Source organism: Streptomyces sp. CB02058 (genome assembly GCF_001905505.1).
In the GTDB taxonomy this organism is placed as follows: domain Bacteria; phylum Actinomycetota; class Actinomycetes; order Streptomycetales; family Streptomycetaceae; genus Streptomyces.
This window is the reverse complement of the sequence record NZ_LIPG01000005.1, coordinates 565,283-590,703: the sequence shown is the minus strand read 5'-3', so window position 1 is coordinate 590,703 and position 25,421 is coordinate 565,283. Positions and strand designations below refer to the sequence as shown.

Genomic DNA, 25,421 nt, shown 5'->3' with positions numbered 1-25,421 from the left:
CTGTCGGCAAGGTGGGTATTCAGGGAGGAAGCGTCTCGTGAGCAGCAGGCCATCCCGAGGCGCTGCTCGCCTCGCAGCCATACTCGACGCCCTTCCGGACGGGCTCCTGCTCGTCAACTGCAACGGCACGGTCGTCAACGCCAACACCATCGCCCTCGAAATGTTCGAGACCCCGGGCACCGCGCTCGTGGGCCGCGGGCTGCTGGATCTGCTCCCGGAGTTCGACTCCAGGCTGATCCCGGGATCGATGCGCAGGCCGGACGCTGCGGACGAGCAGGGCAGGACCAAGCCGACGCGGATGATCGCGCGCCGTACCGACGGCACCGAGTATCCCGTCGAGGTCACCAGCGCGGCCCTGGACAGCGGCCAGGCCGGGTACAACGACATCCACTCCAGCTACACCGGCGACGAGCTGCTCATGCTCGTCGTACGGGATCTCTCCGGCACCGTCGACACCGAGGCCGAGCTGGCCCGTTCGCAGCGGCAGACCGAGATGATCCTGCGGGCCGCCTCCGAGGGCGTCGTCGGCACGGACACGGACGGCCGGGTCGTCCTGGTGAACCCCGCCGCCGCCCAGATCCTCGGCTTCCGGGCCAGCGACCTCGGCGGCAAGGAGCTCCACCCGCTGATCCTGCACTCGCGTGCGGAGGGCGAGCCGTTCCCGTACGAGGAGTCCCCGCTCGCCGACACCCTGAAGTCCGGCCGCAAGCACCGGGTGCGGGGACAGGTGCTCTGGTCCAAGAGCGGTGCCCAGGTACCGGTCGACCTGACGACCGCGCCGGTGCGCGACGGGGACCAGCTGGTCGGCGCCGTCATGACGTTCACGGACCGCAGGCCCTACGAGGAACTGACCGAGCAGCACACCGGCGAGGTCTCCCGGCTGACCGAACGCCACGCGGCGGAGATCGCCGAGCTCACCGAGGCCCACGGCGCAGAGGTCACCCGGCTCACCGAGAAGCACGCGGCCGAGACGGCCGACCGCACCGAGCGGTACGCCTCCGAGCTGGAGGAGAAGACGGAGCGCCTCGCCGATCTCGGCGAGCGGCACACCCAGCTGACCGCCGTGCTCGGCGAGTCCCTGCGCGGGCCGCTGGAGGAGCTGCGCGGCGAACTCTCGACCCTCGCGGCCGACCCGGCCGGACAGCTGTGGCCCGAGGCCAACCAGATCCTGCACCACCTCGCCGCGGGCTACGCGCGTATGACGACGCTCGTCGACAACGTACTCAGCTACCAGCGCCTGGACAGCGGGAGCGAGGAGCTCGTCAAGCACCCGGTGCTGCTCGACTCGGTGGTGACCGCCGGTATCGACGGCGCGGTCGAGCTGATCGGTCCCGGCCGCGCCCAGTTCGCGGTGCACGCGCCGCCGATCGAGGCCGAGGTCGACGCGGGACGGCTGATCACGGCGCTCGCCCATCTCGTCGCCGACGTCGCCGGTGTCGACTCGACCGGCAAGGCCCGGCTGGTGCCGGGCGGCGGTTACGTCGACTCGACGGTCGTGGTGGCAGCGGCGCAGCGTGGTGACGTCGTGCGCATCGAGGTGCGTGGGCCGTTCGCCGGGGGTGACCCGGTGCATGTGCCGATCGTGCGCGGGATCGTACGGGCGCACGGCGGGGTGCTCCAGACGCACGAGATGCCGGGCATGAGCGGCAGCGCGTACGTCCTGGAGGTGCCGATCGGTACGGGTTCCGGGACGATCGCGCCGGTGCCCACGCCGGAGGCCGTACCCGCGCCCGCACCGGAGACGGTGGCCGAGCCGGCCGCCGCGCCGGTTGCCGATGAGCCCGTCGCGCCGGAGGCCGCGCCCCAGCCCGCGGGCGGCGGCCGGCGCAGGGCGCGCAGGGCGTCGACGGACGCGTTCCTGGACAGCCCCCTGGACCCGGCCTCCGCGTCAGGGGACACAGCGGCGGCCGAGCCGACCGGGCGTCGCAGGGCTCGCAAGGAGACCCCGGCCCCCCAGGAACAGCAGCAGGAGGAGCGCGAGCCGGCGCTGACCCCGCCTCAGCGCGGCGAGGGTTCGGGCCGCAGGCGCGGCAGGCCCAGCCCCGCCGAGACGGGCCCCGCGGCCGACCAGCCCCGGCAGGCCCTGGCACTTCCCGCGGCGGGCCAGGCCCCCTCCGAGGGTTCGGTCGTCACGGCGGCCGAGGGCGCGCAGGGCGGCGGCCGTCCGCAGCGCGGGCAGACGGTGCCGCCCCAGGGCGTGCCGCAGAACGCCGCGCGGACCGGGCGTCAGGGCGGCGGCCAGCCCGCGCTGCCCGCGCTCGCCTCGTCCGAGGCCCAGGCGGAGCACCCGAGGCAGGAGGAGCCGGCACAGCAGCCCAGCGGCCGGCGCGCCCGCCGGGCCCTGGCCGCGGCGCAGGAACGCGCCGCGGCGGCGGAGAACACCGGGCCCCGTACGGCGTTCGCGCTGCCGCCCGCCGCCGCCGACCGGATTCCGCCGGTGGCCCCGGGCTCGCCCGTCGTGGCCCCGGCCCCCGTCACGCCTCCGGTCCCGGTCCCGGTCCCCGACCAGCCGGTCGCACCGGACCCCCAGCAGGCCGCACCGGGCCCGCAGCCGACCGATGCGGGCCCCCCGCACGTCCCGGCGAGTCCTCAGCAGATCCCGACGGGCCCTCAGCACCTCGCGGCCGAGGGCGGTCCCCGGCACCACGCGGCCGAAGACGGTTCGCTGCCCGAGCGTCACGACGCCGTGCGGACCGCGCCGGACGCGGACCACACCCCGCCGCAGCCGCACCCCGTGCCCTCCGGCCGCCGCAGGGGGCGGCCCGCCGACGCGCCGGAGCCGCAGCTCGGACCGGGGCACCCCGTGCCCGGGCAGCCGCTGCCCGCCGTTCCCCCGCAGCCCGACTGGGCGCAGTCGGGCACGTCGGGGCAAGGGCTGGCCGCACTGGTGCACGAGGACGACGTGGCTCCGGACGAGTCCTGGGCGGGCCCCGGCAGCACCACGCACACCACGGGCACCGCCGCCCCCGCCGGCCCTTCCGGTCCCGTACCGACGCCGGACGCACACCCGGCCGACGCCGACGCGCACGCCCCCGCACCGGACGCGCGGCGCCAGCCGCTGCCTGCCGAGGCGCCGATGCCCGCGTCCTCGGACTCGACCCAGGGCCGCGCCTTCAGCGTCCGGACGCTGGGGCAGGGCGTGCCCTTCGCGCAGCACCTCGCGCATCAGCAGAACCAGACGCTCGGGGGTGCCGGGCGGCGCCGTAAGCTCGCCGCCCCGCCTGAGGCCGAGCGTCAGACCCCTGCCGCGACGGCTCCCGTACCGCCGCAGCCCGTCACGGCCCCTGTCCCGCCGCAGCCCGGTGGCACCCAGGGGAGCACCGTGCAGGGCTCCGGCTCGGGCCGGCTGATGTCCGCTCCCGCGTCCGAGGGGCGCGCGTACGCCATAGGGGCGCCCGACGAGGGCGCGGAGGGCCCGGAGCCGCTGGACGGGCCCGGTGGCGCCGTCGAGGTCGCCAACCGTCCGCAGCCGCAGCCCGTCGACGACGAACTGCCCCCGGAGCCCCTGGACAACCCGCGCAGGCTGCTCGTCTGGCCCGCCCCCGACGTCTCCACCCAGCAGGCGCTGAGCGACCGCGGCTACCGTCCCGTGATCGTGCACTCGCGCGAGGAGGTCGACGCCCAGATCGCGGCCTTCCCCGCCGCCCTGTTCGTGGACCCGCTGACCGGGCCGATCACCCGTACGGCGCTGCAGTCGCTGCGTCAGGCCGCGGTGGCGGCCGAGGTCCCGGTGCTCGTGACGGCGGGTCTCGGGCAGGCGACCCGGGAAGCGGCGTACGGCGCCGACCCGGCCGTGCTGCTCAAGGCGCTCGCCCCGCGCGACAGCGACCAGCACCCGCCGCGGGTCCTCGTGATCGAGGAGCACGAGGAGATCGCGCTGGCCCTCACCGAGACGCTGGAGCGGCGCGGCATGCAGGTCGCGCGGGCTTCCGGCGACACCGAGGCCGTCGATCTCGCGACCCGGATGCGGCCGAACCTGGTCGTGATGGACCTGATGCAGGTGCGCCGCCGCCGCGCCGGGATCATCGACTGGCTGCGCGCGAACGGCGCGCTGAACCACACTCCGCTGGTCGTCTACACCTCGGCCGGGATGGAGGAGGCGGACCTTCCCAGGCTCGCTTCGGGCGAGACGGTGCTCTTCCTCGCCGAGCGCTCGACGAGCGACGAGGTGCAGTCCCGGATCGTGGATCTCCTGGCGAAGATAGGGACGAACTGACGGCGGACGTCACCGGACGCGTACGACGAGGGCGGTACGGGAAGACCCCGTACCGCCCTCGTCGTGTGCGGCGCCCAGGGGCGCCCGGCTCAGAGCTGGGTGACGTCGAGCTCGCCGTCGGCGTACTGCTTGCGGATCACCTTCTTGTCGAACTTGCCCACGCTCGTCTTCGGCACGGCGGGGACGATCGTCCAGCGCTCGGGCAGCTGCCACTTGGCGACGGACTGGGCGAGGAAGGTCTTCAGCGCGCCGTAGTCGGCGGTGGCACCCTCCTTGAGCACGACGGTCGCGAGGGGGCGCTCGCCCCACTTCTCGTCGGGGACGGCCACGACCGCGGCCTCGGCCACATCGGGGTGCGCCATGATCGCGTTCTCCAGGTCGACGCTGGAGATCCACTCGCCGCCGGACTTGATGACGTCCTTGGCCCGGTCGGTGAGCGTGAGGAAGCCGTCGGGGCTGATGACACCGACGTCGCCGGTCTTCAGCCAGCCGTCCTCGCTGAACTTGTCCTCGGGGCGCAGCTCCCCGCCGTCCGCACCGCCGTAGTACGCGGCGGCGATCCAGGGGCCCCGGACCTCCAGCTCACCCGCGGACTCGCCGTCCCACGGCAGGTGTTCGCCCCCGGGTCCGGCCAGCCGCGCCTCGACACCGGCCGGGAAGCGGCCCTGGGTGATGCGGTAGGGCCACTCCTCCTCGGCGGTCAGCCCGGCGGGCGGGTTGGACATCGTGCCGAGCGGCGAGGTCTCCGTCATGCCCCAGGCGTGGCAGAGGCGGACGCCCAGCTTGTCGTACGCCTCCATCAGGGAGGGCGGACACGCGGCGCCGCCGATGGTCACGTTGGCCATGGAGGAGAGGTCGCGCGGCTTGGCGGTGACCTCGGCGAGCAGCCCCTGCCAGATGGTGGGGACGGCGGCCGCGTGGGTCGGGCGCTCCCGCTCGATCATGTCGGCGAGCGGGGCGGGCTGGAGGAAGCGGTCGGGCATCAGCATGTTGATGCCCGTCATGAACGTCGCGTGGGGCAGCCCCCAGGCGTTCACATGGAACTGGGGCACGACGACCAGCGTCGTGTCCTTGTCGGTCAGCGCCATCGACTCGGCCATGTTGACCTGCATGGAGTGCAGATAGATCGAGCGGTGGGAGTAGACGACGCCCTTGGGGTCGCCCGTGGTCCCGGAGGTGTAGCACATGGCGGCTGCCTGGCGTTCGTCCAGCTCGGGCCAGTCGTAGGAGGTGGGGCGGCCCGCGATCAGCTCCTCGTACTCGTGCACCCGGGGCGTGACGCCTTCGAGCGCGGAGCGGTCGCCGGGGCCGGCCACCACCACGTGCTCGATGGAGGGGAGGTGGGGGAGCAGCGGCGCGAGCAGCGGCAGCAGCGAACCGTTGACGAGGACGACCTTGTCGTCGGCGTGGGCGACGATCCAGATCAGCTGCTCGGCGGGGAGCCGCAGATTGAGCGTGTGCAGCACGGCGCCCATGGAGGGGATCGCCAGATACGCCTCGACGTGCTCAGCGTTGTTCCACATGAGGGTCGCGACACGCTGGTCGCCGTCGATACCCAGCTCGTCGTGCAGGGCGTGCGCGAGTTGCGCGGCACGCCTGCCGATCTCCGCGAAGGTTCGCCGGTGCGGCTCCGGTTCGCCGGTCCAGGTCGTCACCTGCGACTTCCCGTGGATGGTCATCCCATGGTTCAGGATGCGGGTCACAGTCAGCGGTACGTCCTGCATGGTGCTCAGCACGGCGTCCTCCCGGTGGGCGCTACGTGGCAGTAAGGGTGCGCTGATTCTGCTCACATACCACGCGGTATGTCACTACTTCCGGGAGTACGAATCAGCGTCGGCCGCCAGAAACCGGGCTTCGGAGCGGCCTTCGAAGGGCTGCGAAGGGCTGCGGAGGGCTCGGAACGGTCCTCATCGGGCGTGGGCGTCCTGCGCGTCTCAGCGGACCGGGCTGAGCTCCGGGTCCTCGCGGAGCTTCCCGAGCGCCCGCGACACGGCGCTCTTCACCGTACCGACGGAGACCCCCAGCACCTCGGCCGTCTGCGCCTCGCTGAGGTCCTCGTAATACCTGAGGACGACCATGGCGCGCTGGCGGTCGGGGAGCTTGAGCACGGCCCGCCACATCGCGTCGTGCAGCGTCTGCTGCTCGGCGGGGTCGGGCGCCGGCGCGGCCTCCCTCTCCGGCAGCTCCTCGCAGGCGAACTCGTCGACCTTGCGCTTGCGCCACTGGGAGGTGCGGGTGTTCACCAGGGCGCGGCGGACGTATCCGTCGAGGGCCCGGTGGTCCTCGATCCGCTCCCAGGCGACGTACGTCTTGGTGAGAGCGGTCTGCAGCAGATCCTCGGCATCGCTCGGATTCGCGGTGAGGGAGCGGGCGGTACGCAGCAGCACGGGCCCCCGCGCCCGTACGTACGACGAGAACGACGGATAGCGGCGGTGTCCGGTGGCAGCAGCGGCCGCCCTGGAGGCGCCGGTGCAGACTGGCGTGGTCATGGCTCCACGCTAGGAGCGGACACGGACGAGGGGATCGGCCCCAGGTCCCGAAGCCGCGTCCGCCTCAGGGTGTAGGGGTGGGGCGGTCCTCACCTCCTGAAGGTGGAGGGGCGGCACACCCTCCTTCAGGGTCCCCGGCCCCGGGCCTCAGGGTCCGCGCCTCCGGGCACCCCGTCCCACCTCCTGGGTCGGGCCCCGGAGCCGCCGCCGTCATCCCCTGGGACTACTCGCGTCCGTACGGAAGTTCGCGGGCCGCTCACCCCGGGGCACTCGCCCCCGGATCACTCACCCCGGGTCACCCGCCCCAGGATCGCTCGCCCCGGATTGCGCTCCTCCGCGCGAAAGCCCTCCGCACGAAAGCCCTCCGTTCGGGACCCGGGGCCGTCCACCTCCGTGTACGGAAGCGGCCCGTGCGCCGGCGACGGGACTTCCGCCGGCGCACGGGCCAACCCCCCTCAGGTCACCAGAGCGGCGAGAAGGTCACCGAGTAGATGCGGGTCGACTGGTCGATCACCGTGAAAGCCGAGCCGTTCACCTGGGCCGAATTGCTGTGGTTCGACGCACCGAAGCCGACGGCCTGCTGCTGCGACGTGGATGAATTGCCGGAGTTGTTCCCACCGACACCGCCGGACCCGATGGTCGCCACCGCCGCGTTCGATCCGTCGCTGGCGAACGAACCGTTGTCCGCCACCGCGATACCTCCGAAGAGGGCGACGGTGAGAGGCAGGGCGGCAACGGCAGCAAGGGTGCGAGCGGTACGGGTACTTGCCATGTCAATTTCCTCCAGGAACCTGAATGCGGCTTGATACGGCTGGTTCCGAAGCAGTTGGCCGACCGCCTCGGTGCTGGTCACGACGTCGCGGAAGCAGAACTGCCCAGCGCATCCCCGCCGAATCGCCCGTGATCCGCGATTCCCCCGTAGGTATGAGGACCACCCGATAAACCCCTCGGGCCCGCGGAAGCGATCCACCAGGAACCACCCGGGACCGCCGGGCAAGGAGCCCTCAGGCTCCGGCCGAGGAGCCGCCCGATTCCGGCCGAGGCGCCACCCCGTTCCAGCCGCGAGGGCGCCGGAACCGCCAGGAGGACCCCAGGAATCCCCTTCCTTTCTTCGAACGCATGTACGAAACTATGGGCATGGCCATCATCGACCGGCAGACCGCCACCCTGGCCCTGGCGCACGCGCTCTCCGCCGCCGAGCGCGGGCTCCCCGTCTTCCCGCTGTCCGCCACCAAGCTCCCCGCCCTGCGCTCCCCCCACCACGACGAGGACCCTCCCGTGCAGTGCCGGGGCGCCTGCGGACTCCCCGGCCACGGTGTCCACGACGCGACCACCGACCCCGCCGCGATCCGGGCACTCTTCGCCGCCGCCCCCAGGGCGACCGGGTACGGCATCGCCTGCGGGCGCGCGCCGCACCGCCTCATCGGCATCGATCTGGACATCGACACCACGCACGGCAACGACTCCGTCGCCGCCCTCCAGCACCTGGCCCTCCAGCACCTGTTCACCATCCCGGCCACCGTCACCGTGCTCACCCCGAGCGGCGGCCGGCACCTCTGGCTGACGGGGCCCTCCGGCGTCCCGGTGCCCAACTCCGCCAGCCGACTGGCTCCCGGCATCGACGTCCGCGGGGCCGGCGGTTACCTGGTCGGCCCCGGCTCGGTCACCACCCACGGCCGCTACCGGCTCGCCCCCGGCACGGCGCATCTGACTCCCGCACCCTGCCCCCGCGCCCTCCTGCGCCTGCTCACGCCCCCACCGCGCCCCCACCGGTCCTCCGGCCGGGCCGCCCCCGCGCGGCAGGGCGAAGGGCTGGTCCAGTTCGTACGGGCGGCACATGAAGGCCAGCGCAACACCCGGCTGTTCTGGGCGGCCTGTCGCGCGTACGAACACGGCTTCGGCGACGACCTCGCGGACGCCCTCACCGACGCGGCGCTCAGCACGGGGCTCACGGAACAGGAGGCACGCGCCGCCATCGCCTCCGCCGCCCGCCTGACCGCACCACGCCGAACGCCCTGACCGAGCGGGCCACTCTCCCGGCTCCACCGGGACGCCCTGTTCGCGGGCCGCGCCCCGGCCCCGCCGACTGCGGGGAACGGGGAACTACGTGCGTTGACGGACAGGACAACGAGAAGGCCCCTGACCAGAGGTACCGGTCAGGGGCCTTCTCGCACTGCGGTGGGTGTGGGATTTGAACCCACGGTGACTCGCGCCACGACGGTTTTCAAGACCGTTCCCTTAGGCCGCTCGGGCAACCCACCCCGCATCCCCGCCCTGTCCGGTGCAGCCCGGCCCGCGTGATGCGTGGAACAGCCTAGCCGGTCAGCTGTCGCCCTTGCGCTCGCCCAGGGTGAGTTCGGCCGTCGCCGTCCTGCCGTCCCGCTCGTAGGTGATCGTGACCTTGTCGCCCGGCTTGTGGGTCCAGATCTCGCCGATCAGGGTCGGTCCGCTCTCGACCGCCGTGTCGTTGAACTTGGTGATCACGTCGCCGGCCTTGAGCCCCGCCTTCGCCGCCGGGCCGTCCGGAGTGACGGCCGGGGTGCCGCCCGCGCCCTCGTCCGAGATGACCGCGCCGCCGGTCTTCTCCTCCATCGTCACCGTCGCGCCGATCACCGGGTAGACCGGCTGGCCCGTCTTGATCAGCTGCTCCGCGACGTTCTTCGCCTGGTTGACCGGGATGGCGAAGCCGAGGCCGATGGAGCCGGCCTGGGACTGGCCGGCGCCGCTGCCGCTGGTGGACTGGATGGCCGAGTTGATGCCGATGACCGCGCCGCCCGCGTCCAGCAGCGGGCCGCCGGAGTTGCCCGGGTTGATCGAGGCGTCGGTCTGGAGGGCGCTCATGTACGAGTTGTTGTTGCTGGAACCGTCCCCGGAGGCCACCGGGCGGTCCTTCGCGCTGATGATGCCGGTGGTGACCGTGTTGGAGAGGCCGAACGGCGCGCCGATCGCGATGGTGGAGTCGCCCACCGCGACCTTGTCCGAGTCGCCCAGGGCCAGCGGGGTCAGTCCGTCCGGGGCGTTCTTGAGCTTCAGCACGGCCACGTCGTAGCCCTGGGCCCGGCCGACCACCTCGGCGTCGTACTTCTTGCCGTTGGAGAACGTCGCGGTCAGCTGGCCGCTGTCCGCCGCGGAGGCCACCACGTGGTTGTTCGTGAGGATGTGGCCCTCCTTGTCGTACACGAAGCCGGTGCCCGTGCCGCCCTCGCCGTCGCCGGACTGCGCGTCGATGGTGACCACGCTGGGCAGCGCGCCCGCCGCGACGCCCGCGACGGTGCCCGCCTCGCGCTTGAAGTCCTTGGGGCTGTTGGAGGCCGAGACCGTGGTCGACCCCGAGGAGCTGCCGTCGTTGCTGTCGGCGGCCCAGTAGCCGAGGGCTCCGCCGACTCCGCCCGCGACCAGTGCGGCCACGGCCACGGCGGCGATCAGTCCGCCGGCGCGGCGCTTGCGGGGGTGCTCGGGTTCCGCGTGCGCGGGGGCTCCCCAGGCCGGGGGGCTGCCGCCGTCGGCGTACGAGGGAATGGCCGGCGGGGGCGGCGGCCAGCCGGCCGAGGCGGCCGGGGGCTGCTCCGGAGCCGGCGGGGCGTACGGGTGCTCGTCGTGGGCGTGCCCCGCGTGCTCCTGGTACGCCGGAACCTGGGCCGTCGGTGCGTCCGTGTGGGCGGCCGGAGGGGTTTCCGGGGCGGGCGGGCTGCCCTGCGGGGTGCCCTCGGGAGCGGCGGCCGGCACGGGAGGCGCGGTCGGAACAGACGGTACGGACGGAACCGCGTTGTTCTCGTTGCCCTCGTTCTCGGTGCTCACAGCTCTTTACTCCTCGGTTCCACTCGGCATTCGGCAAGAGATCCGCTGTGCACGTGTCTGCGGTCAGCTTTTCCCACAGCACGTCAGGCCACTGTAAGCAGGACCTGTGCATCCGCACACCAATCTTTACATCAGGCAAAACGGTCCTGTGCAACAAGGTGTCGGCGCCCGACGCGTCGCGGTGACACCATGTCGCAGTGACCCACGCTCGCCTACCCTCCGAACAGCCTGCCATCCAGGTCATCGCCCACCGCGGGGCGTCGGACGACGCCCCCGAGCACACCCTGGCCGCGTACCGGAAGGCCATCGAGGACGGGGCGGACGCCCTGGAGTGCGATGTACGCCTCACCGCCGACGGACAGCTCGTCTGTGTGCACGACCGCAGGGTGAACCGCACGTCGAACGGCCGCGGCGCCGTCTCCGCCCTGGAGCTGGCCGATCTCGCCGCCCTCGACTTCGGCTCCTGGAAGGACCACGAGGAGTCGCCGGACTGGGACCCGGTCCCGGGTGAGCTCACCTCCGTACTCACGCTGGAACGCCTCCTGGAGCTTGCCCACGACGTACGGGCCACCGGCCGGCCGCTCCAGCTGGCCATCGAGACCAAGCACCCCACCCGCTGGGCCGGCCAGGTCGAGGAGCGGCTGCTCGACCTGCTCAAGCGGTTCGGCCTGGACGATCCGCCGGCCGGTGAGCCCTCGCCGGTACGCGTCATGAGCTTCTCCGCGCGCTCCCTGTACCGCGTCAGGGCCGCCGCCCCGAATCTGCCCACGGTCTTCCTGATGCAGTTCGTGTCACCGCGGCTGCGCGACGGGCGGCTTCCCGCCGGGGCGCGGATCGCCGGCCCGGGGATGCGGATCGTACGCAATCACCCCGCGTACATCGAGCGCCTGCACCGCGCGGGCCACCGCGTGCACGTGTGGACGGTGAACGAGCCGGAGGACGTGGAACTCTGCGCACGCCTCGGAGTGGAAGCAATCATCACCAACCGCCCCAAACAGGTGCTGTCACAACTTGGCCGTTCTTAACATCAGTTACCGGGGGTGCACCGGCGCATTCGCTCCGCAATCGATCGTTACGAGTGCATCACTGACAGGGCTTTGGCCGGTTTCCGGCGCAGCCCAGGGGGGCATCCAATCCCTGGCGTGGGGCAAAGGAGGTCTCGGGGGTGGCGTTTGTGGTGGCACAGGAAGTGCCCACGTCGTCGAGCATGGCCGTACCCCATGGCCCTGCGGGCGTGGGGCGGGCACGGCACTGTATGCGTGAGCAGCTGCGCAGCAACGGGGTGTCGGACGCCGTGGTCGACGACGCTGTACTGATCCTTTCCGAGCTCCTCAGCAATGCCTGCCGGCACGGCAGACCGCTGGGGCAGCACTCGGACATGGGTGACGGCGACGTCCGCGCCGCGTGGCGCGTGGACAGAAGAGGCGACCTGACCGTCGAGGTCACGGACGGCGGAGGACCGACCAGGCCGGTTCCGGCCACACCGTCGGTGACCGCGCGTGGCGGGCGCGGTCTCAACATCATCAGCGCGCTGGCCCAGGAGTGGGGCGTGCGCGACGACACCGCGGGCGAGGTCACCGTCTGGGCCCTGGTCTCCACGGACCACAAAAGCCCGGGCTTTCCCTCCGCAGCGCCGGGACGCCCGGTGCCCGCGCAGCGCGAGCGGGGCGGGCTGGAGGGACTGGGCGGACCGATCGGATTCGGCTCGCTGGACGGGCTGGACCTCGCCGAGGCGCTGGACGCGCTCGACGCCTTCGACGACGCGGGCTGAGAGCGAAACGGGCGCGCGGCGGCGGGGCGGGTCACGTGCCGTCACGGCGCGTGTGCCCCGGCGGCGACGGGGGCGGCTAGGCTCGCGCCCGAGACCGCACTTTCGCAATCGGGAGATCGCCCACCATGGCCAAGAAGCGCCCTCAGACCAAGGCCGGGAAGCCGCAGCTCAAGGATGGTGAAATCCCGGTCGTAGGGGCTCGTGAGCCCTGTCCGTGCGGTTCGGGCCGCCGCTACAAGGCGTGCCACGGGCGCGCCGCGGCCCAGGCCGTGACCGAGCTGGTCCAGCGTCCCTTCGAGGGACTCCCCGGCGAGTGCGACTGGATCGCCCTGCGCGAGCTGGTCCCCGCCGCCACCGTCGAGCTGACGCTCAAGGGCGGCCTTCCCGACGGCGTTCCGTCCGTGGCCCTCGCGACCGTACTTCCGATGGCGTGGCCCGCGCTGCGCCGTGACGACGGCTCCGTCCTGCTCGCCCTGCAGAACGACACCTCGTCGGGCGACCTCAGCCGCGACCTCGCGGACACCCTTCAGCGCGCCCTGGAGGCGGAGCCCGGTTCGCCCGTCGCCGCCCGCCGGGTACCCGCCGACGGCCCGCGGCTGCAGGATCTGCTCGACCCCGAGGGGGCGTTCGAGCCGGTCGTGCACTCCGGTTTCGAGTTCTGGGTCCCGGACGCGGAGAACGCGACGCCGGAGGTGTCCGCCTCCCTGGAGCGCGCCAACGCGGCGGCCATCCCCACCACCCTGCTCTCCGGCGTGGACGCCGCCTACTGGTGCGAGACGCCCGAGAAGAACCACCTGCGCTGGGTCATGCCGCACCCCGAGGAGCAGCTCCTCGACGCCCTGGCCCGGCTGCACGCGGCGGGAACCTCCTCGCTCGGCGAGGGCACCCGTCTGGTGGGCTCGTTCCGTGCCCACGGGCTGATGGTCCCGGTCTGGGACCTGCCGAGCGGGATGGGCGCCGAGGAGTGTGAGAAGCCCGCGGCGGAGTTCGCCGAGCGGCTCGCTCAGGCCCTGGCGACGGACGCCCCCCTCACGGGCGAGGAGCGCCGTGCGCGCGGAGGGCTCACCAACCGCCAAGTGACGCTCAGCTGACAGTGACGAGATCCCGGGCGTTGTGGTGACTCCCGTCACAGCGCCCGTACTCGCCGGTAAATACCTGTCCGAATAGGCGAGATCGAATTTGCTCACGGCAGATCTCTTGTTACGGTTCTGGAAGCCCGGTCGCTGGTGCATCCCCCGTCGCCAGCGGCCGGGCGTCCTCGTTTCCGGAGCACGGCCTGCCGGGGCGCACGCCGGAGCGCGCAGAGGATCGGGGACCTGCGGCGACCACCAGGCCCCGTCCCCGCTCCGGTCTCCCGCACCCGCCCTGCCAGGGGCTCACTCCATGGCCGGCCCCTGTGAGCGCCCTACCTGCCGGTCCGTGCGGAGTCGCACGCGCCCCCGGCCATCAACGGTGCGGGGCCGTTCGCTTTCGGACAGAAATCCGGTCCGCGGACCGCGTCCGGGAATGCGCCACCGGCACCTCGGAAAACATTCACGCCGGCATCACCACGCGCACCATTTCCGCAATCTGCGGAAAGGTCGTCAGAAGATGCGACGTCAGCGGCTTTTGCCTCTCGGGCAATTGTGGCGCTCTCCCGACCGCTCACGCATTCGAACTTCCGCCTGTTGATGCATCACGCGCTCACGCGTCCGCGCGGAACTCGGGCGGCCCCACACCCTTGCGAGTGAGCCGCCCGTTGTTCCCGCGTCTTCGCGCCTGCCGCGCTTCGGCGCCCGGCCCCACGGCCACTCGGCGCCCGAGCCGACCGCCTTTTGTACGTGAGCCGACCGCCACCCCGTACGCGAGCCGCTCGCCTCAGTACGCGAGCCGGCTGCCGCCGTCCGGGGCGCTGTTGCTCGCCTCGACGAGCGCGTCCAGGACGGATTCCACATCGGGAAGCCACGGCGCGGCCTCGCCGGCCTCGGGCGCGCGCTCCCAGCGCACCTGCCCCGTACCGATCTCGGACGGGGGCAGCACGAGATAGCCGCCCTCCCCGTGGAACCGCAGGGAGCTGGGCACCCAGTCCTTCGCGTGGAGCAGCTCACCGAGCCGCTCCAGGGTGTACGGGGCGACCAGCAGCGACCATCTGGTGGGCGTCGCCACCACGGGGCCGAGCCGCAGTCCCATTCCGTCGAGCGCGGCCAGCGCTCGGGCACCCGCCACGGCGGGCAGGCTCAGCGCGCACGGCGCCCGGCCGCCGGTCGCCAGGACGACGGGGGCGGTGGGCCGGTTGGTCCACCACCAGCGCACCATGCGGGCGTCGGTGGTCGCCGCGAGGAGACCGGGATCGAAGGGGTGTGCGCCGGGTACGGCGCACTCGGGGTCGGGACAGGCGCAGTCACGGCCGCGTTCGCCGCGTACACCTGTCGTCGCCAGCCCCGCTCCGGGGAGCACGGGCCATTTCCAGGCGGTGGCGCAGGTCAGCGCCGCGTCGAGCCGGGCGGAGCTTGCCTTGCGCCGGGGCCGGTGCCTGCGTCGCCTTCCGAGGATCTCGCGCATGAGCGCTCGTTCCTTTCCGTTGAACGCCGAGGTCCACATCACACCACGTGTTCGTTACACCACGTGTGCGTCTCTTCGCTGTGCGTGCTTGCTCATCGGGTTTGCGGTACGGACGAGTAGTCGGTGCCGAGCGTGAGCCGAGCGGAGCAGAGTGGAACCGAACAGAATGGAGCTGAGCCGAGTCGAACAGAGTTGAACCGAGCCGAGTCCAGTCAATACATCGCGCGGTCGGCGTGCGCATCGCGCGTGCCGTCCCTTGTGCATCCCCGCCACTCGGGGGCGGGCGGGCGGCCGTCATCGTTGAGGACGTTCGGGCGCGCTGTCGGGTTCCTGGGCGGTCACAACTGCCTCTGTGCCGTCCAGTGATTACGTACCCAGCATGCCCGGGATGACGCTCCCTCCGGCATTTCACCCCGAGGGTGCCCCCTGTCGAGCACACCCAGTCGACCGCAAATAGCCGCCCGGGGGTGCATTTTTTGGCCAAGTTAACACTGCCACGGACACCATAAATATCGTAAGGACAATGCTGGACATCGCGTTACTTGTACGTGTACATGTGGGGGCGTGTACATGTGGTTGCACCGAGATCGGCGCAGCACGACATGGGGGTTTGCGATGCTATTCGACACAAAGCACCGGTCGGAAAGCCGACTGCCATGAGCGCCCCGCATCTTCCGAAAGTGGCTGGAATCGATCCCATGGTTCCCGTTTCAACGCACACTGCCGTGCCTCCGGAGGGTGCGCTCTCCGCGCCCGGAGCCTTCATCCAGGACCGGCTGGCGGGCTGGGTCTCCGACCTGACCACGCTGCACGAACTCACCGAGCGTCTGGCCGGAACGAGCACTCTGGACGGCGCCCTCCATGAACTCCTGAGTGCCGGAGCCGCCCTCGTCGGGGCCGGCCGCGGGTTCCTCGTCCTCGAACCCGCCGACGGCGGCGGGCCGTCCCGCACGATCGGTCTCGCCCTCAGCCACGCCGAGCTCGGGCACATCGAGACGGTCCCGCGCCGCGCCACCCCGTACGGCCTCTTCCTCGACGGCCACCCGGACACCGGCGCCCCACTGGCCAGCCCCGACATCCTCGGCGACACCGCTCTCGACCCCCGCGCCCGCGAGGTGGCCGCCCGGATCGGATACGCCGCCAGTTACGCGCTGCCCCTCTCCACCGGGACGGCCGGGCGCCTCGGCGTGGCCGTCTGGCTGTACGACGAACCGGCGGAACCACTGGAGCGCCAGCGCCATCTCGTCGGGGTGTACGGCCGCTACGCCGCGGAACACCTGGCCCGCCTGCTCGAACTGGAACGCGCGAGGGCGGATGCCGCCGTCATCGCCGAGGAGTTCTTCCCCAGCAGGCTCCCCAGGATTCCCGGAGTGCGGCTGGCCGCCCGCCGTCGGGCCGCGCCCGGGGGCGGCGGCGACTGGTACGACGCGCTGCCCCTCCCGGACAACGCGCTGGGCCTGGCCGTCGGCTCGGTCGGCGGCTCCCGGCCGACGGCCCTGGCCGCCATGGGCAGGCTCCGCGCCGGGCTGCGGGCCTACGCCGTGATGGAGGGCGAGGACCCCGTCGCCGTACTCTCCGACCTCGAACTGCTGCTCCGGCTGACCGAGCCCTCCCGCGCGGCGACCGCCCTCTACGCGTACTGCGAGCCCGACCGGCGCACGATCCTGTTCGCCGGGGCCGGCCACACCCCGCCTCTGGTGATCGGCGACCGGCGCACCGAGTTCGTGGAGACCACGCTCTCCGCTCCGCTGGGCATGCTGTCCTGCTGGGAGGCACCGAGCGTGGAGTTCACGCCCCGGGCAGGAGAAACGGTGCTGCTCTACACCGACGGGCTGCTGCGCCGCACCGGCGACTCCATGGACCGGGCGTTCGCACGGCTGCACGCGGCTGCCGCCGGAGTGCCGAAGGCAATGCGCCAGGATCCCGGGGCCGTCGCCGACCACATCCTGAACACCGTCCTGCCCGGTGGCCACGGCCTGAGCGACGGCAGCGAGGACGTCGTCGTCCTGGCCGCGCGCTTCGACTGAGGCCGTGCCGGAGCTGTAAGAGGTCTTCCGGCCCTGGGCCCCCTTCCGTACGCCCGTACGATGGAGGGGGCCCAGTGTCGTACAAGGAGGACAAACGTGTCTGACGCGCTCATCCCGGAGACCCCGGAAGAAGCCGAAGCAGAGCCGATCAAGCAGCGGAAGAACGGCCTGTACCCGGGCATTTCCGATGAGCTCGCCGAGAACATGAAGTCCGGCTGGGCCGACACCGAGCTGCACGGCCTGGAGCCGATCGCCCAGGCCTCGCACACCGCCGCCCGCCGCGCCGCGCTCTCCGCGCGCTTCCCCGGCGAGCGGCTCGTCGTGCCCGCGGGCAACCTGAAGACCCGCTCCAACGACACCGAGTACGCCTTCCGCGCCTCCACCGAATACGCCTACCTCACCGGCGACCTGACCCAGGACGGCGTCCTGGTGCTGGAGCCGGCCGGTGACGGGCACGAGGCGACGGTCTATCTGCTGCCCCGCTCCGACCGCGAGAACGGCGAGTTCTGGCTCGACGGTCAGGGCGAGCTCTGGGTCGGCCGCCGCCACTCCCTCACCGAGGCCGAGCAGTTGCTGGGCATCCCGGCGAAGGACGTCCGTGAACTCCCCGCCGCGCTGGCGGAGGCCACCGGACCGGTGCGCAACGTCCGCGGCCACGACGCCGGCATCGAGGCCTCCCTGACCGACAAGGTCACCGCGGAGCGCGACGAGGAGCTGCGCGTCTTCCTCTCCGAGGCCCGTCTGGTCAAGGACGCCTTCGAGATCGCCGAGCTGCAGAAGGCCTGCGACGCCACGGCGCGCGGCTTCGAGGACGTCGTGAAGGTCCTCGACAAGGCCGAGGCCACGAGCGAGCGCTACATCGAGGGCACCTTCTTCCTGCGCGCCCGCGTCGACGGCAACGACATCGGCTACGGCTCGATCTGCGCCGCCGGCCCGCACGCGACCACGCTGCACTGGGTCCGCAACGACGGCGCGGTCCGCGCCGGCGAGCTCCTGCTGCTCGACGCGGGCGTGGAGACCAACGAGCTCTACACCGCCGACGTGACCCGCACGCTTCCCATCAACGGCACGTTCACACCGCTCCAGCGCAAGATCTACGACGCGGTGTACGAGGCCCAGGAGGCGGGCATCGCGGCCGTGAAGCCCGGCGCCGCCTTCCGCGACTTCCACGACGCCGCGCAGCGGGTCCTCGCCGAGAAGCTGGTCGAGTGGGGCCTGCTGGGCGACCTGACCGTGGAGAAGGTCCTGGAGCTGGGCCTCCAGCGCCGCTGGACGCTGCACGGCACCGGCCACATGCTCGGCATGGACGTCCACGACTGCGCCGTCGCGCGCACCGAGGCGTACGTCGACGGCATCCTGGAGCCCGGGGTCTGCCTCACCGTCGAGCCCGGTCTGTACTTCCAGGCCGACGACCTGACCGTGCCCGAGGAGTACCGGGGCATCGGCGTCCGGATCGAGGACGACATCCTCGTCACCGCGGACGGCAACAGGAACCTCTCGGCCGCGCTGCCGCGCCGTGCCGACGAGGTCGAGGCATGGATGGCCGGCCTCAAGGGCTGACGACGCCGGCGCGGGCGACCGCGCCACGAGCGCCGGAGGGCGCGCCGCTCAGGACACCATGAGCAGCGCGCCCTCACGCCATTTCAGGACCTTGTCGAAGCTCACCACCGCGCCGTGCCCCGGACGGTTGCCGAAGTGGACGTGATCGGCGAGCTCCTCGATCAGGCAGAGTCCCCGGCCGCTCTCGGCCGAGGCCGGAGGGTGAGGGCGCGGCGCCATGCGCGCGTGCGACGCGTCGTCCGCCGGCTGGGCGGCGGACGGCTGCGGATCCGCCGGATGCCCGGCGGACGGCTGTGCGGCGGTGCGAAGCGTGCGCCGGGCGGGGAAACCGGGCCCCGAGTCGGCGACTTCGATGCGGCATTTCTCGCCGTCCAGATAAGCGGTGACCCGGTACTGCCCGCAGGCGTGTCCGGGCTGCTCGTCGCCGGGGAGTCCGGGGCCGACGGATCCGGCCCCACCCGCGTCCTGTCGGTCGCCGCCGTGTTCGACGGCGTTCGCACAGGCTTCGCTGAGCGCGACCGAGAGGTCGTAGGAGATGTCCGGATCCACCCCCGCGGTCTCCATGGTGCCGAGCAGAAAACGACGGGCGAGCGGGACGCTCGCAGCTTCGCGCCGCAAATGGAGTGACCACCACATGCTCATGCTCCAGCCTCCTGGCTGCGGCTCGACATACCGTTACGTATTGCCTTGTTGGGCGCTTCGTAAGCGCCTATCCGCTGTGACAGCGCTCATTCGGCGGATGCGAATATTCCGTTCGCCGGTGTATGTCCGGTGGGAACAGGCGCGCGGGGCGCCCATGAACAGGCGCAACACCGTCCGATCACTCCCCGATGGGGACGGATGCCGACCTTCCGGACCTGCCGTACGGGGACGGGGTGCCCAGTGGGATGATGACCCGGCCATGTCTATGCCTCTCGCACGCGCCGGAGCCGGTATGCGGCTCCTGAGGACCGCGGTGTTCACCGCGGTCTGCGTCGTGCTCGCCGCCGCGGGACACGGTCTCGCCGGGGGCATGGGGGTCTCCGGGTGGACCCTGCTCGCCGGTTTCCTCGGCGTCTTCGCCGTCGCGGCGGCGCTCGCGGGACGTGAGCGGACCCTGCTCTCGATCACCGCCGCGCTCGCGGCCGGACAGGTCGCCCTGCACGTCCTCTTCGGGCTCGGACGGCACACGGCCGCTTCCGCGGCGCCCGGTGGGGACGAGTCGCTGGTCCGGTTCGCCGCCGGGCTCGTATGCGGAGAGCGGCCCGGGCAGTTGAGCACCGGTGACGCCCATCGCATCGTGACCGCCGCGGGCATCGACCCGGGGACGGTCGCCCAGGGCCACACCCATCTGGCCTCCGCGGCCGACCCCATGGCGCCGGCCACCCTGCTGGCCTGCCTGCCCAGCCTGGGGATGTTCCTGGGGCACCTGCTCGCCGCCCTCGCCACCGGCTGGCTGCTGCGCCGCGGTGAGATCGCGCTCTTCCGGCTCGCCAGGCTCTCGGCCCAGGGCGGACGGGAGCTCGCGGCCGGAGCCAGGCTCCGGGCACTGCGGGCGGCCATGGCACTCGTACGCGTGCTGCGTGCGGGACTTCCGGGGCGGTCCACGACCGGGCCGCTCCGTCCCCGTACCGCCGCGGACGCTCCGGCGCCCGCCTGCGGGGACCCTCTTCAGCACATGGTGATCAGGCGCGGGCCGCCGCCCGTATACGTACGCGCAGCCTGACGCGGCCCCTCTGCCGGGGACTCCGGTGAGGAGGTGGTCGTGATGCCGTCGCGCGTCCGCGCGCCGGACCACCTTTTCCTCGTGTCCTGTGGAGTGATCCCTGCCATGAACGTTTCCCGCATCGCCATCGCCGCCGGCGTCGCCGCGTCCACCGTCCTCCTGCTCGCGGGCCCGGCGTCCGCGCACGTCAGCGTGCAGCCCCAGGGCGAGGCCGCCCAGGGCGGCTACGCCACCGTCAACTTCAAGGTCCCCAACGAGCGTGACAACGCCTCCACCGTCAAGCTCGAGGTCAGCTTCCCGACGGACCACCCGCTGGCCTCCGTCAGCGCGCAGCCGGTGCCCGGCTGGAAGATCGCCGTCACCAAGAGCAAGCTGGCCGAGCCGCTCGACGTGCACGGCAAGAAGATCAACGAAGCCGTCTCCAAGGTCACCTGGACCGCTGACGGCAGCGGCATCGAGCCCGGCTTCTTCGAGCAGTTCCCGCTCTCCCTCGGGCAGCTTCCCGAGGACACCGACCAGCTGGTCTTCAAGGCGCTCCAGACGTACAGCAACAAGGAAGTCGTGCGCTGGATCGAGGAGACCCCCGAGGGCGGGGAGGAGCCCGAGAGCCCCGCGCCCGTCCTCGCCCTGACCGCCGCGACGGCTGACGCCCACGGCGCCGCCGCCGACGACAAGAGCGGTGAGGCCGCGACGGCGAAGGAGACGAAGGCGTCCTCGGACGACACGGCCTCCTCCACGAGCGACAGCACCGCCCGCGTCCTGGGCATCGTCGGCATCGTCATCGGTGTCGCCGGCGTCGCCTTCGGCGTGCTCGCCGGCCGCCGGCGCGCCGCCTGACCCCACCCACCGCCACACAGACCAGGAACCAGTTCTCCATGCACAGCAAGAAGAAGGTGCTGGCCGCGGCGCTCGCCGCCGTGGCCGCACTGACCCTGTCGGCCTGCGGCAGCGGCGGCGACTCGGCGGACACCTCCGTCGCCGAGGTCTCCACCGAGACCGATTCCAAGCCCGCGACCGTGCTCGACCAGCCGTTCACCAAGCCGGACCTCGTCCTCACCGACACCCACGGCAAGAAGTACGACCTGCGCGAGCAGACCAAGGGCAAGCCGGTACTCATCTACTTCGGCTACACCAACTGCCCCGACGTGTGCCCGCTGACCATGAGCAACATCGCCATCGCCAAGCGGGCCCTGCCCGCGGCCGACCAGGAGAAGCTCCAGGTCGTCTTCGTCACCACGGACCCCGAGCGGGACACCCCCGCGTCACTGGGCAGCTGGCTGAAGGCGCAGGACCCCGACTTCACCGGCCTCACCGGCGACTTCCCGACCATCCAGGCGGGAGCACGGCAGATCGGCATCGGCATCGACGCTCCGAAGAAGGAGAAGGACGGCACGATCGTCTCGATGCACGGCGCCCAGGTCATCGCGTTCTCCCCGAAGACCGACAAGGGGTACGTGCTCTACAGCGAGGACACCACGGCGGAGGACTACACCAAGGACCTCCCCAAGCTCGTCGAGGGGGAGACCCCGTGAACCGCCGTACCGCCGTCGCCGGCGTCCTGGCCCTCACCACCGGGCTGGCGCTGACGGCGTGTTCCTCGGACAGCTCACCGCGGCTGGAGGTGACCGGGGCGTTCATGCCGCAGCCCGTCAGCGACATGGCGGCCGGTTTCCTCCTCGTGAAGAACAGCGGCGGAGCCACCGACCGGCTCACCTCGGTGACCAGCGCGCTCTCGGACCACGTCTCCATCCACGAGACGCGGAACCAGACCATGCGGATGGTCTCCTCCTTCGAGGTGCCGGCCGGTGGTGAGCTCGACCTGGAACGCGGCGGCAGCCACATCATGTTCAGCGACCTCAAGAAGCAGCCCAAGCAGGGAGAGACGGTCTCCGTGGAGCTGCACTTCGAGAAGGCCGACCCCATCACGGTCGACATTCCCGTGAAGGAGACCACCTACAACCCGAAGAAGCAGTGAGGTACTGACACCCATGACAGCCACCGCCCCGCACTTCGGGCCCTCCCCGATACGACGGCCGCTCGCCGCGGTCGCGCTCCTCGCCGCGCTGATCAGCCTGCTGTTCGGCATGGTGCTGGCGGGCGCGAGCCCCGCGTCCGCGCACGCCGCGCTCACCGGGAGCGACCCGCAGGACGGGGCGGTGGTCGCCACCGCACCCGAGGAGATCGCCCTCACCTTCTCCGAACAGATCGCCATGGGCGACGACTCGATCCGGGTCCTCGACCCGAGCGGGAAGCGTGCCGACGCCGGCGCTCCCCGTGACCTCACGAGCGGCGGCGCCGTGCGGTACGGAGTCCAGCTCCACAGCGGGCTGCCCGACGGCACGTACACCGTCGCCTGGCAGGCCGTCTCCGCGGACAGCCATCCGATCGCCGGCGCCTTCACCTTCTCGGTCGGAGCGCCCTCGGAGACGACGGTGTCGCTCCCCTCCGGCGAGGCGGGCGGCGGTCTCGTCGGGGCCCTCTACGACATCGCGCGCTACGCCGCGTACGCCGGATTCATCCTGCTCGCGGGCGGTTCCGCCTTCGTGCTCGCCTGCTGGCAGCGAGGGGCGGGCGCACGGCCGCTCCAGCGTCTCGTCGTGCGCGGCTGGGTCACGCTCACGGCGGCGACGCTGGCCATGCTGCTCCTGCGCAACCCGTACACCGGCTCCGGCAAGCTCGCGGACGCCTTCGACCTCGACGGCCTGCAGACCGTGCTCGACACCAAGCCGGGAGCGGCACTGGTCTCCCGGCTGCTGCTCCTGGGAGCCTCCGCGCTCTTCATCGCCGTCCTCTTCGGGGCGTACGCCAAGCGCGAGGACCAGAGGGAGAAGCAGGACCTCACCTTCGGCCTCGCCATCGGCGGTGCGGTCATCGCCGCCGGGATCGCCGGCACGTGGGCGCTGGCCGAGCACGCGTCCACGGGTATCCAGCCGGGTATCGCGATGCCCGTCGACGTGCTCCACCTGCTCGCCGTCGCGAGCTGGCTGGGCGGACTCGCCGCGCTGCTGGTCGCGCTGTACCGGACGCCCGACATCACCGGCGACGCCGTACGGCGGTTCTCACGCCTGGCGTTCGCCAGTGTGCTCGTCCTCACGGCGACCGGGCTCTACCAGTCCTGGCGGCAGGTCGGCTCGTGGTCCGCGCTGACGGGCACCCGGTACGGGCAACTGCTGCTCCTCAAGGTGGCGCTCGTCGCCGTACTCGTCGGGGTGGCATGGATATCCCGGCGGTGGACGGCACGTCTGACCGAGCGCGCCGGGGCGGGGGAGCCGGTCGCGGCGGACGTTCCGCAGGACGTGGCGGACGACCCGGCCGAGGAGGAGACACCCGCCGAGGAGGTCGCTCCGGAGCGGGCCGCCCAGCTCGCCCGGCAGCGCGCCGTCCTGACGGCGACGAAGGAGAAGCGCGCCCGCGACGCCGATCCGGACCGTGCGGGGCTGCGGCGTTCGGTGCTGGTGGAGACGGGCATCGCCGTGGTGCTCCTCGCCGTCACGACGATCCTGACGTCCACCGAACCCGGCCGCACCGAGGAGGAGGCGGCCCGCGCCGGCACCACGGCGACGACCGCGCCCGTGACCGGCGGGCAGGTGAACCTGACCATTCCCTTCGACACCGCCGGCCAGAACGGCAAGGGGACGGTGCGCCTGGACATCACGCCCGGCGGAACCGGCTCCAACAGCGTGCACCTCTGGGTCGACGGGCCCGACAACAGCCCGCTGGACGTACCCGAGGTGAAACTCGCCTTCACCCTGGAGTCCAAGGACATCGGACCGCTGCCGGTCGTCCCGGACCGCCTCACCGCGGGGCACTGGACGGCGAGCAACGTGCAGATCCCGATGGCTGGCGACTGGAAGGTCGCGGTCACGGTGCGGACGTCGGACATCGACCAGACAACCATCAACAAGAACGTGAAGATCGGCTGAGCAGGGTGAGCAAGAAGAAGGACGCCCCCACGGGGCACGGCACCGCGGACGCCGCCCGTCGCGGCGGCTCCGGTCCGGACGGCGGCGGGACCGGGGCCGTCTCCCGGCGGCGGCTGATCGGCACCGCGGGAGCGGCCGGTGCGGCGGGACTCGTCCTGGGCGCGGCGGGCGGCGCGGGCGGCTACGCCGCGACCCGCGACGCCGAGCCGGCCGCTCTGACCACGGTCGGCTCGACCGAGGCGATGTTTCACGGGAAACATCAAGCGGGGATCACCACTCCGCTTCAGGCCCGCGGGCACCTGGTCGCCTTCGACCTGGCGGCCGGTGCGGGGCGCAAGGAGGCCGCCGCCCTGATGCGCCGCTGGTCGGCCGTGGCGGCAGCGCTGATGGCCGGTGAGCAGGCGGAGAGCGGCAGGGGGCACGACACCGGGGTGGCCCTGGACGCCGGGCCGTCCTCCCTGACCGTCACCTTCGGGTTCGGACGCACCTTCTTCACGCGCACCGGCCTGACCGACCGCCGGCCGGCCGCCCTCGACCCGCTGCCGGCCTTCTCCTCCGACCAGCTCGACGCCAAGCGCTCCGACGGCGACCTCTGGGTACAGATCGGCGCGGACGACGCGCTCGTCGCCTTCCACGCGCTGCGCGCCCTCCAGAAGGAGGCCGGCTCGGCCGCCCGGGTGCGCTGGCAGATGAACGGCTTCAACCGCACCCCGGGCGCCACGGACCGGCCGATGACCGCACGCAATCTGATGGGCCAGGTCGACGGCACCAACAACCCGAAGCCGGCCGAGAGCGACTTCGACGAGCGGATCTTCGTGCCGTCCGGCGGCTCGTCGGCGGACTCCTGGATGGCGGGTGGTTCGTACGCCGTCGTACGCCGGATCCGCATGCTCCTGGACGACTGGGAAGAGCTCACGGTCAAGCGCCAGGAACAGATCATCGGGCGGCGGAAGGCAGACGGGGCGCCGCTGAGCGGTGGCTCGGAGACGACGGCGATGAACCTGGACAAGGCCGGACCGGACGGAAAGCTGCTGATCGCCGCAAACGCCCACGCCCGGATCTCCTCCCCCGAGAAGAACGGCGGCGCCGCGATGCTGCGCCGCCCGTTCTCGTACCACGACGGCCTCTCGGACGACGGCACCCCGGACGCCGGGCTGCTCTTCATCTGCTGGCAGGCCGATCCGTTCAAGGGCTTCATCCCCGTCCAGCGCAAACTCGACCGGGGGGACGCGCTCTCCCCGTTCATCCGGCACGAGGCGAGCGGTCTCTTCGCCGTGCCGGGGGGCGCCGCAGCCGGGGAGTACGTGGGGCAGCGCCTGCTGGAAGCGTGAGGCACGCACGGGCGGGCGTGCTCCGACGGAGAGAGACGTGTGCTCCGCACGGGCGGGCGT

The 25,421-nt window shown here is 72.2% G+C and carries 19 protein-coding genes and 1 tRNA gene; 13 read left to right on the top strand and 7 right to left on the bottom strand.

What is annotated here, in order from left to right:
• Positions 1-37 precede the first annotated feature (37 nt).
• Positions 38-4,216 carry a PAS domain-containing protein gene (locus AMK10_RS27515; RefSeq protein WP_073750810.1) on the top strand — a complete coding sequence of 1,393 codons (4,179 nt, stop codon included), beginning with the start codon at positions 38-40 and terminating at the stop codon, positions 4,214-4,216.
• A gap of 89 nt (positions 4,217-4,305) precedes the next feature.
• Here AMK10_RS27515 and AMK10_RS27510 read toward each other — a convergent pair whose 3' ends face one another.
• The 3 genes from AMK10_RS27510 to AMK10_RS27500 all read right to left on the bottom strand — a co-directional run bounded on the left by AMK10_RS27510 (position 4,306) and on the right by AMK10_RS27500 (position 7,477).
• Positions 4,306-5,952: a long-chain fatty acid--CoA ligase gene (locus AMK10_RS27510; protein ID WP_073750808.1), complete on the bottom strand. Its 1,647-nt coding sequence runs from the start codon at positions 5,950-5,952 to the stop codon at positions 4,306-4,308.
• Between the two features lie 198 nt (positions 5,953-6,150).
• Positions 6,151-6,705 (bottom strand): SigE family RNA polymerase sigma factor, encoded by a 555-nt coding sequence (locus AMK10_RS27505; RefSeq protein WP_073750806.1) that lies wholly within the window; start codon positions 6,703-6,705, stop codon positions 6,151-6,153.
• Positions 6,706-7,165: 460 nt separating this feature from the next.
• Positions 7,166-7,477 (bottom strand): hypothetical protein, encoded by a 312-nt coding sequence (locus AMK10_RS27500; RefSeq protein WP_073750804.1) that lies wholly within the window; start codon positions 7,475-7,477, stop codon positions 7,166-7,168.
• A 365-nt stretch (positions 7,478-7,842) separates the two neighbouring features.
• Here AMK10_RS27500 and AMK10_RS27495 point away from each other — a divergent pair, with 365 nt between their 5' ends.
• Positions 7,843-8,724 (top strand): bifunctional DNA primase/polymerase, encoded by an 882-nt coding sequence (locus tag AMK10_RS27495; protein WP_073751057.1) that lies wholly within the window; start codon positions 7,843-7,845, stop codon positions 8,722-8,724.
• A 157-nt stretch (positions 8,725-8,881) separates the two neighbouring features.
• Here AMK10_RS27495 and AMK10_RS27490 read toward each other — a convergent pair.
• Both AMK10_RS27490 and AMK10_RS27485 read right to left on the bottom strand, forming a co-directional pair.
• Positions 8,882-8,966 (bottom strand) — tRNA-Ser (locus AMK10_RS27490).
• 61 nt (positions 8,967-9,027) lie between these two features.
• On the bottom strand, positions 9,028-10,503 hold the full coding sequence (locus tag AMK10_RS27485; protein WP_073750802.1) for a S1C family serine protease: 1,476 nt from the start codon (positions 10,501-10,503) through the stop codon (positions 9,028-9,030).
• 197 nt (positions 10,504-10,700) lie between these two features.
• On the opposite strand from AMK10_RS27485, the gene AMK10_RS27480 reads away from it, so the two are divergent.
• The 3 genes from AMK10_RS27480 to AMK10_RS27470 all read left to right on the top strand — a co-directional run bounded on the left by AMK10_RS27480 (position 10,701) and on the right by AMK10_RS27470 (position 13,365).
• Positions 10,701-11,528, top strand: coding sequence for a glycerophosphodiester phosphodiesterase (locus AMK10_RS27480; protein ID WP_073750800.1), 828 nt, complete (start codon positions 10,701-10,703; stop codon positions 11,526-11,528).
• A gap of 140 nt (positions 11,529-11,668) precedes the next feature.
• The gene (locus AMK10_RS27475; RefSeq protein WP_079180884.1) at positions 11,669-12,274 is read left to right on the top strand and encodes an ATP-binding protein; all 606 of its coding nucleotides are present in this window, start codon (positions 11,669-11,671) and stop codon (positions 12,272-12,274) included.
• Positions 12,275-12,399: 125 nt separating this feature from the next.
• Entirely contained in the window at positions 12,400-13,365 is a 966-nt protein-coding gene (locus AMK10_RS27470; protein WP_073750798.1) for a DUF5926 family protein, read from the top strand.
• A 766-nt stretch (positions 13,366-14,131) separates the two neighbouring features.
• Here the strand turns inward: AMK10_RS27470 and AMK10_RS27465 are convergent.
• Positions 14,132-14,815, bottom strand: a complete 684-nt coding sequence (locus AMK10_RS27465; protein WP_073751053.1) for a bifunctional DNA primase/polymerase — start codon at positions 14,813-14,815, stop codon at positions 14,132-14,134.
• Between the two features lie 656 nt (positions 14,816-15,471).
• On the opposite strand from AMK10_RS27465, the gene AMK10_RS27460 reads away from it, so the two are divergent.
• On the top strand, positions 15,472-16,842 hold the full coding sequence (locus AMK10_RS27460; protein WP_241839690.1) for a PP2C family protein-serine/threonine phosphatase: 1,371 nt from the start codon (positions 15,472-15,474) through the stop codon (positions 16,840-16,842).
• A 96-nt stretch (positions 16,843-16,938) separates the two neighbouring features.
• Entirely contained in the window at positions 16,939-18,402 is a 1,464-nt protein-coding gene (locus tag AMK10_RS27455; protein WP_073750794.1) for an aminopeptidase P family protein, read from the top strand.
• A 48-nt stretch (positions 18,403-18,450) separates the two neighbouring features.
• Here AMK10_RS27455 and AMK10_RS27450 read toward each other — a convergent pair whose 3' ends face one another.
• Positions 18,451-19,044 (bottom strand): ATP-binding protein, encoded by a 594-nt coding sequence (locus AMK10_RS27450; protein ID WP_073750792.1) that lies wholly within the window; start codon positions 19,042-19,044, stop codon positions 18,451-18,453.
• Positions 19,045-19,303: 259 nt separating this feature from the next.
• Between AMK10_RS27450 and AMK10_RS27445 the strand changes: the two genes are divergently transcribed.
• From AMK10_RS27445 to efeB, 6 genes are all read left to right on the top strand, one after another.
• Positions 19,304-20,107 carry a hypothetical protein gene (locus tag AMK10_RS27445; RefSeq protein ID WP_073750790.1) on the top strand — a complete coding sequence of 268 codons (804 nt, stop codon included), beginning with the start codon at positions 19,304-19,306 and terminating at the stop codon, positions 20,105-20,107.
• Positions 20,108-20,212: 105 nt separating this feature from the next.
• Positions 20,213-20,944 carry a YcnI family copper-binding membrane protein gene (locus AMK10_RS27440; RefSeq protein WP_073750788.1) on the top strand — a complete coding sequence of 244 codons (732 nt, stop codon included), beginning with the start codon at positions 20,213-20,215 and terminating at the stop codon, positions 20,942-20,944.
• 38 nt (positions 20,945-20,982) lie between these two features.
• Positions 20,983-21,639, top strand: a complete 657-nt coding sequence (locus tag AMK10_RS27435) for an SCO family protein (protein ID WP_073750786.1) — start codon at positions 20,983-20,985, stop codon at positions 21,637-21,639.
• On the top strand, positions 21,636-22,082 hold the full coding sequence (locus tag AMK10_RS27430) for a copper chaperone PCu(A)C (protein WP_073750785.1): 447 nt from the start codon (positions 21,636-21,638) through the stop codon (positions 22,080-22,082). Before AMK10_RS27435 ends, AMK10_RS27430 begins: the two co-directional genes overlap by 4 nt.
• Before the next feature lie 13 nt (positions 22,083-22,095).
• Positions 22,096-24,030: a copper resistance CopC/CopD family protein gene (locus AMK10_RS27425; protein WP_073750783.1), complete on the top strand. Its 1,935-nt coding sequence runs from the start codon at positions 22,096-22,098 to the stop codon at positions 24,028-24,030.
• The gene (gene efeB / locus AMK10_RS27420) at positions 24,027-25,361 is read left to right on the top strand and encodes an iron uptake transporter deferrochelatase/peroxidase subunit (RefSeq protein WP_382564614.1); all 1,335 of its coding nucleotides are present in this window, start codon (positions 24,027-24,029) and stop codon (positions 25,359-25,361) included. The genes AMK10_RS27425 and efeB overlap by 4 nt, the downstream gene beginning before the upstream one ends.
• Positions 25,362-25,421 lie beyond the last annotated feature (60 nt).